The following is a 15,521-nucleotide window of genomic DNA, read 5'->3' on the forward strand; positions in this document are numbered from 1 at the left end:
ATTAAATCAATGTAAAGTAGCGCTTAGTCTTTTTTACTTACTAACCAGCATTCTTCAAAAAGGAAGCTCTGCTCTTCGAAAGACATTAGCTCATTACTGGCGTGTCTTGTAATCAGTAAAAAACGACTCTTCAAGTATACTTGCATATAGAGAGGGTAGTTAAATGGCTAGAGGCGGTAAAATAAAAAACAGGAAGTAACCGAACAAGCTACCAAATAATCAAATAAAAAATATTATTTCCTTTATTAACAGTGAATTAAGTTTATTTAAAATCGTTCGAGTTTAATTTTAAAGAGTGATCGCTCTTATATTCGATCACCTTTGGTGCTCAATTTTATCATTTAACTACCATGTAAAAGTTAAACCAGAGTTTGCTTTGATAAATAGCATAACTTTATATAGTATCCTTATATACATTAATGGATTAGCCCCACTCTTAGGCTGTAAAGGAATACTTGTGTCACTCCCTGATTACCAATCTTTTATGACCCCGTTGCTAGCATGTTTAGCAAATGGTAAGACCGTTAAACTGCGTGATATTGATGCCGATGTTTACCGTAAACTTGGGCTTAGTGCCGATCAACTAAAGCTCCGCATACCGAGCGGTAAGCAAACCTATGCCTATCACCGTTTGGGTTGGGCTAAAACCTACTTAGTGCAAGCAGGTTTAATAGAGCAACCCAAAAGAGCCTTTTGTAAAATCACACAAAAAGGGCTAGCTGCAATAGAGTCGGGCGAGCCAATTAATAACCAATACTTAAGTAAGTTCGATGCTTTCCTCGATTTTAAAACACGCTCTAAAGATTCAAGTGAGCCCACACAAGTAAACACCACCAGCATAGTAAGTAATAACGCTGATAAAACCCCTGAAGAGCTCATAGAAGCTGCAGTAGACACGCTCAATACCAACCTAAGTGACGAAATACTAAAAGCGATATTAGCAGCATCCCCCGTATTTTTTGAAAACCTAGTGGTCGATTTAATGCTCGCCATGGGTTACGGCGGATCACGCAAAGATGCAGGCCAAGCCACTCAATACACGCAAGATGGTGGTATTGATGGTGTAATCAAAGAAGATAAACTTGGCCTTGAAATGATATACTTGCAAGCCAAGCGTTATACCAATAAAACAGTTGGCCGCCCAGATATACAAGCCTTTGCAGGTGCGCTTGATATGCACCGTGCTAAAAAGGGCGTTTTCATTACCACCAGCAGCTTTAGTAAAGATGCCCTTGAATATGTCGGCATGATAGAAAAACGCATAGTGCTGGTGGATGGCGCACAACTAACCGAACTCATGCTTACCCATAATTTAGGCGTAAGCACCAAACATGTATTTGAAGTAAAAGCGCTCGATAGCGATTACTTTATGGAAGATTAAAATGACAACTAATAATAACTTTTCTCAAACCGCTGCATTTATCTGGTCAGTAGCTGATCTCCTTCGCGGTGACTTTAAGCAGTCTCAATATGGCCGTGTTATTTTACCCTTTACCTTATTACGTCGCCTTGAGTGTGTGCTCGCACCAAGTAAAGATGCAGTAGTAGCAGAGTTTGAGCGTATTAAAGTCTTAAACCTGCCAGAAGATGCACAAGAAAAACTATTAATAAGAGCTACAAACGGCTTAACCTTTTTTAATACCTCGCCTATGGATTTAGGTAAAATGGGGCAGGGTGATATTAAAGCTAATCTTGAGCGTTATTTTCAATGCTTTTCAGCCGATGCCCGCGAAATATTTGAGCACTTTAAGTTTGATGAGTTTATAGGGCTATTAGACGACGCCAACTTACTTTTTAAAGTCGTTAAAAAATTCGCAACGACCGACTTAAGCCCGCAAGCTATATCAAATCACGATATGGGTTTAGTGTTTGAAGAGCTAATACGTCGCTTTGCTGAAAGTTCTAACGAAACAGCGGGGGAGCACTTTACCCCTCGCGATATAGTGCGTTTAACTACCTCACTGGTATTTATGGAAGACGACGACGCCCTAACCAAAGAAGGTATTATTCGCACCATTTACGACCCAACAGCAGGAACTGGCGGCTTTTTATCTTCAGGTATGGAGTACGTACACGAGCTTAACCCTAATGCAGTCATGCGCGCATTTGGCCAGGAGTTAAACCCAGAGTCTTACGCTATATGTAAAGCTGATATGCTTATTAAAGGGCAAGACGTAAGCCGTATTAAATTAGGTAATACCTTATCGAATGATCAGCTAGCAGTAGATAAGTTTGATTACATGCTATCTAACCCGCCATTTGGGGTGGATTGGAAAAAGATTGAAGGCGATATTAAAGAAGAGCATACCATTAAGGGTTTTGATGGACGCTTTGGTGCAGGCCTACCAAGAGTGTCAGACGGCTCATTGCTATTTTTAATGCACCTTATTAGTAAAATGCGCGATGCATCCCCCTCAGTAACCGATCATAACAATGGCGGGCGTATTGGTATTATTCTAAATGGTTCACCTTTATTTACGGGCGGGGCAGGCAGTGGTGAAAGCGAAATTCGTCGTTATATTTTAGAGTCTGACTTACTTGAGGCAATTATAGCCTTACCGACTGATATGTTTTACAACACAGGCATTGCTACCTATGTGTGGGTTTTGTCGAACAAAAAAGCACAGCAGCCAAGCGCTGAGCGTAAAAACAAGGTTCAGCTAATTAATGGCGCTAACCTATGCGGTAAAATGCGTAAATCTCTTGGTTCTAAACGTAATATCATGAGCGAAGACGACATTAAAGTAATCACTCGCAGCTTTGGTAACTTTGAGCAAGTAGAAACGACAACACTTGAAGAGCTAGGCTTAACTAAACCAACAGAGGCTAAAAGTAGCCGTGGTCGCCAAGCGGCTAACCCTAAAGCCGATGTAGCAAAAACCTTTGCCAGTAAAATATTTAATACCTATGAGTTTGGTTATCGTCGTATCACCATAGAGCGCCCACTCAGGTTGTCAGCGCAAGTAACTGATGAAGCCATTGCATCACTGCGTTTTGCACCTAAGCCTTACAATGCAGCCATGATGGCGCTGTATGAAAAATTTGGCACACAGTGGACTACTGACGACAAATATGGCGATTTAAGCGCTGTTGAAATTGAAGCCAGAGCTATTATTAAAGCCGACTTCCCAGAGCTGAAAGAAAAACAAATTAAAGATGTACTAGAGCCTAAGCTTTGGTTATTCCAAAAAGCCCTTATGAAAAAAGCACAGCAGCTACAAACACAATTAGGTGACGATGCTGGTGGCAAGCACTTGCAATCAGACGACTTTAACCAATTTGACATTACCTACACACAAGCGCTTAAAGTCTTAGATATTAAGCTCGAAACTAAAGAGAAAAAACAACTGCTCGATGCCATTACCTTTAAGAATCCAGCGGCAGAATGCGTGGTTGATAAACCATTTAAAGAACAAGCAAACCCAATGTATGGCGCATTTGAATACAAAGGTAATGTTAAAAAGTGGCAAGGCAAAGTAGTTACTTACAAGCAAGATGGCGACTTACGTGATAACGAAAACGTACCGTTAAAAGAGGCCTATTTAAACGGCTCAACTCAACCAAGTATCAGCACAACCCAAATGGTTGAAAACTACTTTAACCGCGAGGTAGCACCCCATGTAAGTGATGCATGGATAAACGACACTAAGCGCGATGACAAAGACGCCGAGCTAGGTATAGTAGGCTACGAAATACCGTTTAACCGCCATTTTTATGAATACCAGTCCCCACGTGATTTAGCTGAGATTGACAAAGAGCTTGATGCTGTGAGCAGTGACATTATGAAGTTGTTGCAAGAGGTACACTCGTAATGAGCAACAAACACCCAGCATTACTGCAAAGTGCAGAATACAAGCAATGGCTAACAGAGCTTAAACAAAAAGTGGCATCGAGCCAGCAAAAAGCCGTTGTTAAAGTAAATACCGAGCTTTTAACTTTGTATTGGCAATTGGGCGAAGAAATAGTCGCCCGCCAACAGCAAGCCGCGTGGGGCGATAAGTTATTAGCCCAACTAAGCCATGATTTAATTACCGAATTTCCGCAAATGAAAGGCTTTTCAAAACGAAATTTAGAGCATATTCGCCGTTGGTACTTATTTTGGTGTGGTGATGATGCAATTGCGAAACAAGCTGTTTCGCAATTAGTGCAAATCCCTTGGGGGCACAATATTCAAATTATTAGTAAGTGCAAAACCACTGATGAGGCGGCTTATTATGTGAGTAACACACTCGCGCATGGCTGGAGCCGTAATATGGGTTTATTAGGCGGGCAAGCCAAAGCAATGGTAGTAACTGGCTCACGCAAAGAGGCGGTACGTTACAAACTAGCGTTTGATAAGTATGTAGCTGAAGCTCTAGCAGAGCAAAAAACAGGTTACTCGACAATACGCGCTATGGTGGCTTTTTCAGGCGAAGTTGAGTTTACGAAGAGCGATCCTGATAGCGCTGCATTTTTAGATAAAAAGTTTACTGAAAAAAATATGAACCCTGACCTCAAAGGCCGCGATATGCGCAAAGCCTTTGATAGTGATGATTATCAAGTAATGCTGGTGGCTAATAAGTTTCAAACAGGGTTCGACCAACCAAAACTATGCGCTATGTATGTAGATAAAAAGCTAGGCGGCGTTGAGTGTGTACAAACCCTGTCACGATTGAATCGTACTTACCCAAGTAAAGCTGAAACAGGCACGTTTGTATTGGACTTTTTTAATGCCCCAGAAGACATACTAGAAGCATTCCAGCCTTACTACCAAACAGCAGAGCTTGCCGATGTTACTGACCCTCAGATTGTTTTTGATTTGTTTGAAAAGCTGCGTGCCAGCGGTATATTTTTGTGGTCTGAGGTTGAGCAGTTTTGTGCAGCCTTCTTTACCAAGAACAAGTCAAACGCGGCGATTAGCAATATTATTCACCCCGCTAAAGAGCGTTGGCAAAAGCGTTACGCATCGGCAATTGAGGCGTATATAAAAGCGAGAGAAATGTTTGAACGCACCAAAAAGACTGAAGACGCTGTATTAATAGCTAACGCAGAAACAAGCTTTAAAGAGTGCAAACAAGAAAAAGACCGCCTAGAGATATTCAAAAAGGATTTAGGCAGCTTTACCCGCTTTTACGAGTTTATGTCGCAGCTGGTGGAATACGACGACAAAGAGCTTGAAAAACTAAGCTTGTTCGCCCGCCACTTACGCCCACTGTTACGTGAAAAAGTAGTGACTGAAGATGAGCTTGATTTAGACAACGTAGTAATGAGCCATTACCGCCTATCAAAAATACGTCAGCAAGATATACAGCTAAAAGAAGACGCGCCTGATTACAAGCTTGAGCCAAGTAATGATGTGGGTAGTGCTAAAGCGAAGGATAAAAAAGAAGCGTTCTTATCTCAGATAATCGACAAGCTTAATGAGGTTTTTATTACTGATAACCTAACTAATAAAGACATGCTTAACTATGCCTATACAGTACGCGATAAACTAACCGAAAACGCCTCTGTAATGAGCCAGATTGCAAACAATAGCCCAGAGCAAGCAATGCTAGGTGATTTCCCTCAAGCGATGGATGACGCCATCTTAGGAAGCAGTGATGCACACCAAGAACAAATGATGCAGCTACTGTCAGATCCCGCAAGAAACCAGCAATTCGCGCGAGTGATATTTGACATGTTGAGCGGGTTTAAGGGCTAGTTTTTTTGAAATCGTAAGGTCTTTAATATAGGTATAGCGAGTACTACTTAACTTAAAAGGGAATATTATGAATAGAAAACAATTTGTAGAATCACTTGGCGGAGATTGTCAAAATTGGACATGGAGTTGGTCATTTATTAACAGGCAAAAAAAGCAAATTATATTTGGTGCATGGAATCATAATTCAAGTGATGGTAGTCAGCTTATTTTAAGTGACCGCTGGGAAAAAAATAAGAATGGCAGAAAGCAGAGTGGATATAGTCAGTCAATTGAGCATTTAAAGCTAGTTGAAAGTGGTGAGTATGAATTACTTACTTTTGAAATGTTTCGCTCAGAAGAAAAAACAAAAAATGGAAAAGTGAAAATCAAAAAAATAGTTCCGCTAGCTGTAAGTAAAACACTAACAAAAGAGGGGGTAACTTTTATGCGGATGAGCAGCTTGTCGAACAAGTATTGCCAGAAGAAGTAACTGGAGCGGATACATACATTGAGGGGGCAACTAAAGTTGTAACTATAAATAAGTATGAAAGAGATGTTAAGGCTAGAAAAAGTGTATAGCTCACTTTGGCTGTGTATGTCAGGTATGTGGTTTTGATTTTGAGAAAGTTTATGGTGACTTAGGAAAAGGGTATATACATGTCCACCACATTGTTCCATTATCAGAGATCGGCAAAGAATACGAAGTAAATCCAGAAGAAGATTTGGTGCCTCTATGTCCTAATTGTCACGCGATGGTTCACAGAATAAAGCCAGCAAAGTCTTTAGCAGATTTAAAATCGGAACTTAATAAAAATAAGTTATAATAATTTATTAAAAGAATCTAATGTCGGGATTCAATTATGATATTTCTTTTTAGTACCAAGGTTAGTACCAATTAAGCTGTTTGTTGGTTTTGTATTTAAGTTAAAACAGTGTGTTACGATATTGATTAAGACTCCCCCAGCTCCACCAATAAAGGTTTTTGAACTACAGATCTTCGTTTTTAGGATTTTATTTTTGACTAATTAACGTTTGTCACTTAATACTTGAACTCAAGTAACAATAAGTAATACCAATCCGCAATAATACTTAATCAATTTGAGGGATTAAATCTGGCGTTAACTGCGTAAAAATTTCTGATATACGACTACATCTCGATGCTGGATGCAGAGCAATGAGTGATAACAACTAAATAACGAAATTTTTGCCTTATTATCGATACGATTTTCTTAGCTCAAAATAATCTCTTAATTAAGCGAATTGATATAATAAACATTAATTGATGCAAGGAAGTTAATTATGGCTAACTTAGTAATTTGCTGTGACGGCACATGGAATAATCCTCAACAAGAAGACAATGGTGCTCCCGCACCAACCAATGTCGTCAAGCTCTACCACGCGCTAGCGAAAAAAGATAATTCAGAGGTCACTCAAAAGTTGTACTACCACCCAGGTCTTGGGGGCGAAGAAACGGGGCTAAAAGATTCTATAATTGATGGAGCTTTAGGTAAAAGTATAAAAAGGCATATTTGTAGTGCTTATCATTGGTTAGCGAGTAACTACAACGAAGGCGACAAAGTATTTATTTTTGGGTTTAGCCGAGGAGCATTTACGGCGAGGAGTTTAGGTGGGTTGTTAGGGCTTGGGCTACTTGATTTTAATAAGCTTGAAAATAACAAAGCGCGGTGGGAAAAGACTCATGGACATTTTGAAAACTATAAGTCAAAACTAGAGAGGATCCCTAAGAGTTTATATATTAAAAATAAAAAAAGCTTACCGATTCATTTTATAGGCGTATGGGAAACGGTGGGGGCGTTGGGTATACCAAATGACATGGAGCTATTTAACTTGTTGGATAACCCTGCGTCATGGCGTTTTCACGATACTAGTTTGGGAAAACATATAAGTATTGCTAGGCACGCAATGGCAATGGATGAGAAGCGAAGTAGTTTTTGTGTTACTCGCTGGAGTGAAAATTTAGTTGATCGAGACGTTAAAGAAATGTGGTTTCCGGGCGTACATTCCGATGTAGGTGGCGGGTATTATGATACAGATTTATCAGATATTGCACTTGAGTGGATGATAAAGGAAGCGCAGGAGAGCGGTTTATTTTTTCGGGATAACATTTTAAATCAGCTTAATCCAAATCCTTGTGGCGTACTTCATAATTCATTTAAAGGAATATTTGCTAAGTTTAGATCTCGTCCGCGCAATGTGGATTGTGTGATTACAGCAAATAATGAAAATTTCCACGAAAGTGTATTTAAGCGTCAAGAAATATCGCCTATTGAACATCCTGAATATTGGCCAACAATAAAATTAGAGGTTGGGGAATCGACGGTTGTTAATGTATTTGCTAAGCAACACTGGACTCCAACGTATATTTACATGAATAAGGGTGAGCGGTATATTTTTGACTCTGAAGGCGAGTGGCAAGATAGTAAAGATGAATGTGATTGGCTTGGTACAGAGGATGGAAAATTAACGGCGGGCGACATTATTCGATTTGCATCGTCTATGTTGGGAATGACTGAACGTAAATTTAAACAAGCAACGCAGAATCGCTCTACCGATTTTTGGGGAACTAAACGGGTAGAGCATATGCGATGGTTTATTGCTGTTGGGTGTATCGCAAACGATTCTGGTAAAGCGCAGGCGGTTACAAACGATGGTAGTCCGCACCCTCATCAGTATGAAGCTCTCTCGCATTATCAAAAAAACTCGAAGACGTTACAGATTAGCTCCTCGGGCTATTTTTATGCTTTCCCAAATGATGTGTGGTCTTTTGTACCATAATAATCAAGGCTGCATTCAACTCAGGGTAACTCGAAAGTCATAGTGGCTAAAATATTAATGTGTAGCCTGTTTACTTAACTTATAAGCAGAGCTTTGAGGAGTCACTTCATTTTTCGTCCTTTTAGTGGCTTTTTCTATTATGTTTTCGAGAGGTTGAGTACGTACACACATAAGTACATTATTCATTGCTTGGCAAGTACCGGTTGCTTTTTGATTATGTGTTGTATAAGTGCACGTTTGGTTAAGTTTTTTGTTTTCACATGCATGCCAAGGTGCGGTATTACCATGGCCTGCGTGGCTAAGCGCATAAAATGAGTTGCCTAATGTAAAAATCACAATAACCATTTTTGATATAGTTAACATTTTCATGTTGTTGTCCTTTTTATTGTGCGGTTTCGCCTTTGTAACAACCAATAAACATATTTTCTGAGACGCTTGCTGCATGGTAATGATAGCCGCGTGTGTCGTCGTAATGTCCTCTGCATTCATCTAAATCAGTTGGTTCTGTATTATTGCTCCCTAGCATGGCAAAGATCCCAAAACCATCAAATGCATAACCTACCATTGCAGCATGTCCGTCTGATTGAGCTTGCGTTTGGCTACAACCTGCTTCGCCATGATAGTGGTAGCCTTCATTAAGGTTTATGTGGCCTGCACAATCATCAAATGCGGCTATGGTATAGGCACTCAAAATGGCATCTACAGGGGCTGGAGCAGCTAACACAACTCCATTAAGCGCGATGCCTATATTTGATCTACCAACACTATTTGCTTGGTTTGCGGTTACGGGGGTTATAGGTATTAGAAATGATTGCGAGATACCACCATTTACATACTCTATTGAACATTCTACGCAGTGGTTTTGGTATTGTTCTTCTACATTGGGCCTTGCTGCACCATCGCATGATGCATACGTATTTGTGATATTTACTTGTCCTGTGCTTTCGTCATAAAGTTTCCAGTGGCTATCATTATATAATGCGGGTAAATTTAAAATAAAATCACCGGTAATGTCATATACCTTGCCATTACCATCAAACCAAATACCCGCTTCATCAGCATTTGAGGTAATCGTGTTTGGGCAAAAAATACCTATTTCATGATTTGCAGGTGCACCTGCAATCTCAATTTTATAGCATGACGTTTCATCGCCATTACTTAATGTACACAATTGAGTTGTTATAGCTGATACCAATGCACCACCTTCGAAATTAAAAGGGTCTACTTCTATTACTGTAGTCGTTGTTGTATTGGGTGAAGTATTATCAATAATAATCGCTTCTGTTTCAGTTGTGTCTTTGTCGTTATTGCTACCACATGCTGATAACCCAATGGCTGTTACACTCATGAAAACAAGCTTTAAAAACTCTGATTTTAGTTTTATCACGTGATTAATCCAAATAATGAAGTGGGCTATAGGGTATTTGTTAAATGTGCAAATAAAGCGCAAAAATTAAGTAACATTACACGCAGGTAAAATGGCTGTTCAGGCTGATGAAAAATAGCAGTAGACCTTGGTATATTTAATCGCCATTATTATGGCTCTATTAAAAGCATGGTTTACAGATGGATTTATTTACCACCGATCTTATTTCGCCTCTGTTGGCGAGCGTTTTTATTGTGTTAGCGGGCTTCACTTCATTTTTTCAGCTGCATTCGGTGCCGGCGGCGGGTTGATGTTGCTTGTTGTGATGGCATCATTTATGCCAATGACGTTGGTTGTGCCTGTACATGGGCTTGTGCAATTAGGTTCGAACACAAATCGGTTATTACTCAGTTTTAAGCATATAGACAAAAGAATGTTTATTTATTTTACGCTTGGAGGGAGTGCAGGGGCTATATTGTCGAGTTTTGTTATTGTCGATATTCAACTTGATGCTATGAAATTAATAGCGGGGCTTTTTGTAATTTATTTATTGTGGGGAAAATCCCCACTGCGTTACAAAGCAGTTCGGTCGTGTGGCGTTTTTTTCCGGCTTTGTTACCACGTTTATTTCTATGTTTGTTGGGGCAAGTGGCCCACTCGTTGGAAGTTGCTTGCACATGAGCAATTACAGTAAGCTGCGATTTACGGCGACGTTTTCTGGCATTATGTCGGTTCAACATTTATTTAAAGCGAGTGTATATGCAGCGGTTGGTTTTAGCTTTTGGCAATGGTTGCCTTTGGTTGGAGCAATGATTTTAAGTGTATTTTTAAATGCATATTAACATTACTGGCATTACAGCTAGCTTGGCAGGGCCTTGAGGTAATATTTAATTAACTTGAACTCTGGGCAATAAATCTATCTCAAGTAGTTATTTTAAGCGCTAACTGCGTTAAATTTACTTTGTTCTCACTGAAAGCTCTGGCTAGAGATAAATAAATTTAAATATTATTATGGTTCAATATGTTAGTAAATCCCTTAACCAGAGTTCTGGTTAAGGGATTGGTATTACATTGTACTAATTTTGTGGTTTTGTTGGCGTTTATTTAACAGCGGATTTGATAGGTTTGTCACCATCGAACAGTTCAAAAATACGGTTGCTATTTGGGCTGTTAGTTGCAATATGAAGTAATGCATTAGCAACATTTTCTCGGCTAATTTTAGCTTTGTCACTGTCTTTAGGGCGTTCGGTTGTTACTGCTAACGATGCTTTTTCGTCGGTTAATGTAGCAGGGCGAATAATTGTGTAATTTAAGCCACTGTTAATTAAATGCTCATCAGCCATATGCTTAGCTACAAGGTATGGTTTCAAGTCGCCATTTATTGATTCGGGATCGTCTGCACCAATAGAGCTAACCATGATGAAGTGTTTTGTTGAATGTTCACGGGCGTAGTTTGCAGCTTTAGTTGCTGCCCATAAATCAATTAAAACGGTTTTGTCGTCGCCAGTACTACCGCCCGAACCTGCAGCAAATATAACTTGATCGCAGCCTTTTAGTGCGTTGCTAAAGTCGCCTTCGAGATCTTGCTCTACAATACTTAAAAAGGGCTTTTTAAATCACTTAGCTTGTTTTTATCACGCACTAGGGCAACCACATTTTGTTCATTTTTTAATAATAACTCAGTGGTCATTTTACCAATTTTACCGCTTGCGCCAATAATTAAGGTCTTGCTCATAATTAATTCCTTCTTAACTAGTACCAATTTTATTAAAAAGTGAATATTCTGGCGAAGATAGTAACTTACTAACGTTGTTAAAATTATTTATACAGATCACTCTGTGTCATAATTTTTACTTTGTTATTAAGCTATTTTTCATCGTTATAATAAATCACTAATTTAATGCTGTTGGTATAAATAAATTGAAAAGTAATGTGCTGTGTAAACAGACCTTGGGGTAGGCGTTTATTTTTAAAGGGTAAATTTTAGTTTAAATGAGCTAATTTCAAAAAATACTTTAATTAAAATACGATACTTAACTGAGTATTAAAATTAGCTGTTTTTATCGTGTTTTTTAGAGTTTTTTGATTGGTTGTTATGCTTTTTACATATTATCGCGATGGTGTAAGTTAACAATACTTTTTGGCAGTTATATTTTTAGGTTGTGTAGCGTTTTTGTTGGGAAGGCTTTTAATTATAACTTTTTAAGCGGTGTTTTTTAGCTTACCAAAAAGCACCGCTGTTGCTTAAATTTTATTACGAATTAAATCTCTGACGATAAACCGGGCAGGATGAATCGCTTGGCTAACACGTTCGCTTAACGGGCGAGGTTCATTGTTTAAACAGCTAATAAGGTGCTCTGCACTGAGTGGGGCACTACACAAAGCACGTGCGCCAAAACCGGTAAAAATATGCAGACCTTGCTGTGATTTAGTTAGTTGCTGGTACTGATAGCGCTTACCTAGGCGCAAGTTAGCAAAGGCTGTAATGTAATCACTTTGTTCACACCATTGTCCTGCCATAGGCAGGTGGTCGATAAATGTGCAGCGCACAGCCGCTTTTGCAGAAGTTATGTTGCCAAGCGTTGTTGCAAATTCACTTTGTTTATAAAAGTTAAGCAGTTGTTCGCGGTTTAACTGATTGTCGAGCGCTGTAACTTGACGGCTTTTGGTATTTTTTTCAAATGTGGCACCCATACAGTGATGATCTAAATAAGCAGGAGTAAAATAGCCTTTATGACATAGTACTGTTTTTAGTTTGTTTGATTGCTTACTTGCCTGAACATGCGAAACTTGACCTCTTACGCCTACAATAGGCAACGCTTTTGTTTGCTCAAATGAATCACTGTGCTCGCCTGCACAAATAATTACATCACTAAAAGGACCTAACTGCTCATCATTCGTTAATAAAAACCAACCGCTGTCAGTTTTTTTAAGCTGTTTTATATTGCAGTTAAATACGCTTTTAAATGGGTTTATGCTATTTGCAGCGCTTAACATGGCGTTTACTAATTGCGGAGGGTTAACCCAGCCGCCTTGTTCAAAAAATACGCCCGAATAACCTGTTTTTACACCCACTATTTCATCACCTTCCTCGGCTGTTACATTACGCATTAGCTGGGTTGGCCACAGCTGTTTTTGCGCTAAGTTTTCGTGTTTATCGGCGAGAGGCTTTTTTACTGCGTGTTGTAATACGCCGCACCAATCGTAATCAAAGCTAAAGCCGCTACCGAGTAACTGGTTATACAAACGTTTTGCGTATAAAAAGCTATGTGCGAATAATTCACTGTGCGGTGAATTTTTAGCTTGTAGGTGAGGGTAAATAGCACCTTGTACATTATGCGAAGCGCCCATTGCGGGCTTTTCATCTTGGCAGAATAATTGGCTTGCAATACCACGCTTAGCTAAGCTGTATAAAACACAACTACTGGCAATACCACCGCCAATTACAGCCACATTTTTAAGTGTGCTTTTATCTTGGTTAAAATAAGATGGAGCCGATTGTGAACTATTAGCTTGTTTGAGCTTTGCGAACAGTATGTTTTGTTTTTTGCTAAAGCCTTTTGTTTTTTCAGCACTAAAGCCAGCCTCTATTAATCCTCGTTGAACAAAGTCAGCGGAAGTAAAAGTCGATAAGGTTGCATTAGCTCTTGTTATATCAGCCATGGAGTTAAATAAACTTTGTTGCCACATATCAGGATTTTTACTTGGCTCAAGCCCATTTAAATACCAAGCATCAACGATTCCAGATTGTGGGTAGCTCATTGCTTGTATTGATTCAAGTGCATCACCTAAGTACAAATCGAGGATAACACGGCCATTATTAAATTCGAGTCGATGACATCCTTCTAAATTTATAGGGTACTGGGCAAGTAACTCTTCACTTAATGGCTGAAAAGAAGGCCATGCTTGTAAAAGTTGGCTTAAGTTAGCCAATTTTAATGGGTGCTTTTCAAAGGAAATAAAATGCAGCCGTTTAACACCTATATCTAATTGATTTTGAACTTGTTGGCGTGCAATGTGGTCATTAAAGCACTGCCATGCATTTAAAAAGTTAAGGCCGGTACCAAAAGCGGTTTCGGCTATAACAAAATGTGGTTGGTCATGATTTTGTAATCGAGTATCTATATTGTTTTGATCATAAAACACATAATGGGATTCGGCCAAGCCATTATCATCAGAAAAATAAATATCATCGAAGTCGCTGGCAACAGGAGTACCTGAGTGATTAAAGTGTATTTGCGCGTTTTTGATCATGACTTATAAGGTTTACAAATAATATTTTTAATTATTTTACGTGTTTTCTTTGTAATAGTCTGGCGTTATTTATAAGCTAGCGGTTCAGAGTACAAGTGTACGCTAGAAAGCTGACCACTTAGGTGATTAAATTCGCGTAAAATAGAACACAATTGAGTATTAAGCTAAGGGAATTACCCATGAGAAGAGCTGTAATTACAGGTATCGGTGTTGTATCAAGTATCGGTAACAACAAAGAAGAAGTATTAGAATCGCTAAAAACAGGTAAGAGCGGTATCGCTTTTAACCAAGAATTTGCTGATTATAAGTTACGTAGTAACGTATCGGGTAAAATTGATATTGATGTTAAAGCCCATGTTGATCGCAAAGCAATGCGCTTTATGGGTGATGCTGCTGCTTATTCTTATATTTCGATGACACAAGCAATCGAAGACTCAGGTTTGTCTGACGAACAAGTATCTAATGAGCGCACGGGTATTATTGTTGGCTCTGGTGGCGGTTCGTCTAAATGGCAAGTAGAAGCCGCTGATATTTTACGTGAAAAAGGCGTAAAACGTGTGGGGCCTTATATGGTGCCACGTACTATGGCAAGTACAACTTCTGCTTGTTTAGCAACCCCTTTTAAAATTAAAGGTGTTAACTATTCAATTAGCTCAGCATGTGCAACATCTGCGCACTGTATTGGCAACGCGGTAGAACAAATTCAACTTGGTAAACAAGACGTTGTATTTGCTGGTGGCGGTGAAGAATTACACTGGACATTAGCAATGGAATTTGACGCTATGGGCGCACTTTCTACTAAATACAACGAAACACCCGAAAAAGCATCTCGTACATATGATGCAAACCGTGATGGTTTTGTTATTTCTGGCGGTGGCGGTATTGTTGTAGTTGAAGAACTTGAACATGCCCTTGCGCGTGGCGCGCACATTTACGCTGAAATTGTTGGCTACGGTGCAACATCAGATGGCTACGACATGGTTGCTCCATCTGGCGAAGGTGCGGCACGTTGTATGCGCCAAGCTATGCAAGATGTAGACAGTATTGATTACTTAAATACTCACGGTACATCTACACCTGTAGGCGACGTTAAAGAGCTTGGTGCAATTCAAGAAGTGTTTGGCGGTAAGTCACCAATGATCAGTGCAACTAAAGCTATGACAGGCCATGCTCTAGGTGCTGCGGGTGTTCACGAAGCAATCTTTTCATTATTAATGCTAGAGCACAGCTTTGTAGCGCCTTCAATTAATATTGATGACCTAGATGAGCAAGCGGCTGGTTTAGATATTATTACTGAACGTCGTGATGTTGAACTCAATACGGTTATGTCAAATAGCTTTGGCTTTGGTGGCACAAACGCGACTTTAGTAATGAGTAAATATAAAGGCTAATTGGTTCTACTTAGTTTTTATATAATTTATAGCCGCTCACTTTATAAGTGAGCGG

The 15,521-nt window shown here is 39.4% G+C and carries 12 protein-coding genes and 1 pseudogene; 9 read left to right on the forward strand and 4 right to left on the reverse strand.

The window, feature by feature from the left end; all coding sequences use genetic code 11:
- Positions 1–457: 457 nt before the first annotated feature.
- From P4S71_RS14720 to P4S71_RS14740, 6 genes are all read left to right on the forward strand, one after another.
- Positions 458–1,381 (forward strand): restriction endonuclease, encoded by a 924-nt coding sequence (locus P4S71_RS14720; RefSeq protein ID WP_149605893.1) that lies wholly within the window; start codon positions 458–460, stop codon positions 1,379–1,381.
- A 1-nt stretch (position 1,382) separates the two neighbouring features.
- A complete protein-coding gene (locus P4S71_RS14725; protein WP_337150900.1) occupies positions 1,383–3,812 on the forward strand; it encodes a type I restriction-modification system subunit M in 2,430 nt (809 codons plus the stop codon).
- The gene (locus tag P4S71_RS14730) at positions 3,812–5,680 is read left to right on the forward strand and encodes a DUF1016 N-terminal domain-containing protein (protein ID WP_337150901.1); all 1,869 of its coding nucleotides are present in this window, start codon (positions 3,812–3,814) and stop codon (positions 5,678–5,680) included. The genes P4S71_RS14725 and P4S71_RS14730 overlap by 1 nt, the downstream gene beginning before the upstream one ends.
- Before the next feature lie 67 nt (positions 5,681–5,747).
- Entirely contained in the window at positions 5,748–6,149 is a 402-nt protein-coding gene (locus tag P4S71_RS14735) for a hypothetical protein (protein ID WP_337150902.1), read from the forward strand.
- Positions 6,150–6,312: 163 nt separating this feature from the next.
- Complete coding sequence (locus P4S71_RS23170; RefSeq protein ID WP_442961719.1) at positions 6,313–6,483, forward strand: HNH endonuclease; 171 nt, start codon at positions 6,313–6,315, stop codon at positions 6,481–6,483.
- A gap of 475 nt (positions 6,484–6,958) precedes the next feature.
- Positions 6,959–8,455: a DUF2235 domain-containing protein gene (locus P4S71_RS14740; protein WP_337150903.1), complete on the forward strand. Its 1,497-nt coding sequence runs from the start codon at positions 6,959–6,961 to the stop codon at positions 8,453–8,455.
- 54 nt (positions 8,456–8,509) lie between these two features.
- Here the strand turns inward: P4S71_RS14740 and P4S71_RS14745 are convergent, their stop codons facing one another.
- Together P4S71_RS14745 and P4S71_RS14750 are read right to left on the reverse strand one after the other, a co-directional pair.
- Positions 8,510–8,824, reverse strand: a complete 315-nt coding sequence (locus P4S71_RS14745; protein ID WP_337150904.1) for a hypothetical protein — start codon at positions 8,822–8,824, stop codon at positions 8,510–8,512.
- Between the two features lie 13 nt (positions 8,825–8,837).
- The gene (locus P4S71_RS14750) at positions 8,838–9,803 is read right to left on the reverse strand and encodes a YHYH protein (protein ID WP_033028289.1); all 966 of its coding nucleotides are present in this window, start codon (positions 9,801–9,803) and stop codon (positions 8,838–8,840) included.
- Between the two features lie 190 nt (positions 9,804–9,993).
- Here P4S71_RS14750 and P4S71_RS14755 point away from each other — a divergent pair, with 190 nt between their 5' ends.
- Together P4S71_RS14755 and P4S71_RS23175 are read left to right on the forward strand one after the other, a co-directional pair.
- On the forward strand, positions 9,994–10,515 hold the full coding sequence (locus P4S71_RS14755; RefSeq protein WP_442961682.1) for a sulfite exporter TauE/SafE family protein: 522 nt from the start codon (positions 9,994–9,996) through the stop codon (positions 10,513–10,515).
- Positions 10,499–10,663 (forward strand): hypothetical protein, encoded by a 165-nt coding sequence (locus P4S71_RS23175; RefSeq protein WP_442961683.1) that lies wholly within the window; start codon positions 10,499–10,501, stop codon positions 10,661–10,663. Before P4S71_RS14755 ends, P4S71_RS23175 begins: the two co-directional genes overlap by 17 nt.
- 258 nt (positions 10,664–10,921) lie before the next feature.
- On the opposite strand, the pseudogene P4S71_RS14760 reads toward P4S71_RS23175, so the two are convergent.
- Positions 10,922–11,556 (reverse strand): annotated as a pseudogene (locus P4S71_RS14760) (SDR family oxidoreductase).
- A 509-nt stretch (positions 11,557–12,065) separates the two neighbouring features.
- Complete coding sequence (mnmC, locus tag P4S71_RS14765) at positions 12,066–14,075, reverse strand: bifunctional tRNA (5-methylaminomethyl-2-thiouridine)(34)-methyltransferase MnmD/FAD-dependent 5-carboxymethylaminomethyl-2-thiouridine(34) oxidoreductase MnmC (RefSeq protein WP_337150905.1); 2,010 nt, start codon at positions 14,073–14,075, stop codon at positions 12,066–12,068.
- 179 nt (positions 14,076–14,254) lie between these two features.
- Between mnmC and fabB the strand changes: the two genes are divergently transcribed.
- On the forward strand, positions 14,255–15,466 hold the full coding sequence (gene fabB / locus P4S71_RS14770; protein WP_007377718.1) for a beta-ketoacyl-ACP synthase I: 1,212 nt from the start codon (positions 14,255–14,257) through the stop codon (positions 15,464–15,466).
- Positions 15,467–15,521: the final 55 nt, after the last annotated feature.

Origin of the sequence: Pseudoalteromonas sp. B62, assembly GCF_037162565.1 — a bacterium.
Taxonomy (GTDB): Bacteria; Pseudomonadota; Gammaproteobacteria; order Enterobacterales; family Alteromonadaceae; genus Pseudoalteromonas; species Pseudoalteromonas fuliginea.

Coding starts and splice junctions, on each gene's coding strand:
- P4S71_RS14725 (WP_337150900.1), top strand. CDS start 1,383: ATGACAACTAATAATAACTTTTCTCAAACCGCTGCATTTATCTGGTCA.
- P4S71_RS14730 (WP_337150901.1), top strand. CDS start 3,812: ATGAGCAACAAACACCCAGCATTACTGCAAAGTGCAGAATACAAGCAA.
- P4S71_RS14735 (WP_337150902.1), top strand. CDS start 5,748: ATGAATAGAAAACAATTTGTAGAATCACTTGGCGGAGATTGTCAAAAT.
- P4S71_RS14740 (WP_337150903.1), top strand. CDS start 6,959: ATGGCTAACTTAGTAATTTGCTGTGACGGCACATGGAATAATCCTCAA.
- P4S71_RS14745 (WP_337150904.1), bottom strand. CDS start 8,824: ATGAAAATGTTAACTATATCAAAAATGGTTATTGTGATTTTTACATTA.
- P4S71_RS14750 (WP_033028289.1), bottom strand. CDS start 9,803: ATGAGTGTAACAGCCATTGGGTTATCAGCATGTGGTAGCAATAACGAC.
- P4S71_RS14755 (WP_442961682.1), top strand. CDS start 9,994: ATGGCTCTATTAAAAGCATGGTTTACAGATGGATTTATTTACCACCGA.
- P4S71_RS23175 (WP_442961683.1), top strand. CDS start 10,499: ATGAGCAATTACAGTAAGCTGCGATTTACGGCGACGTTTTCTGGCATT.
- mnmC (WP_337150905.1), bottom strand. CDS start 14,075: ATGATCAAAAACGCGCAAATACACTTTAATCACTCAGGTACTCCTGTT.
- fabB (WP_007377718.1), top strand. CDS start 14,255: ATGAGAAGAGCTGTAATTACAGGTATCGGTGTTGTATCAAGTATCGGT.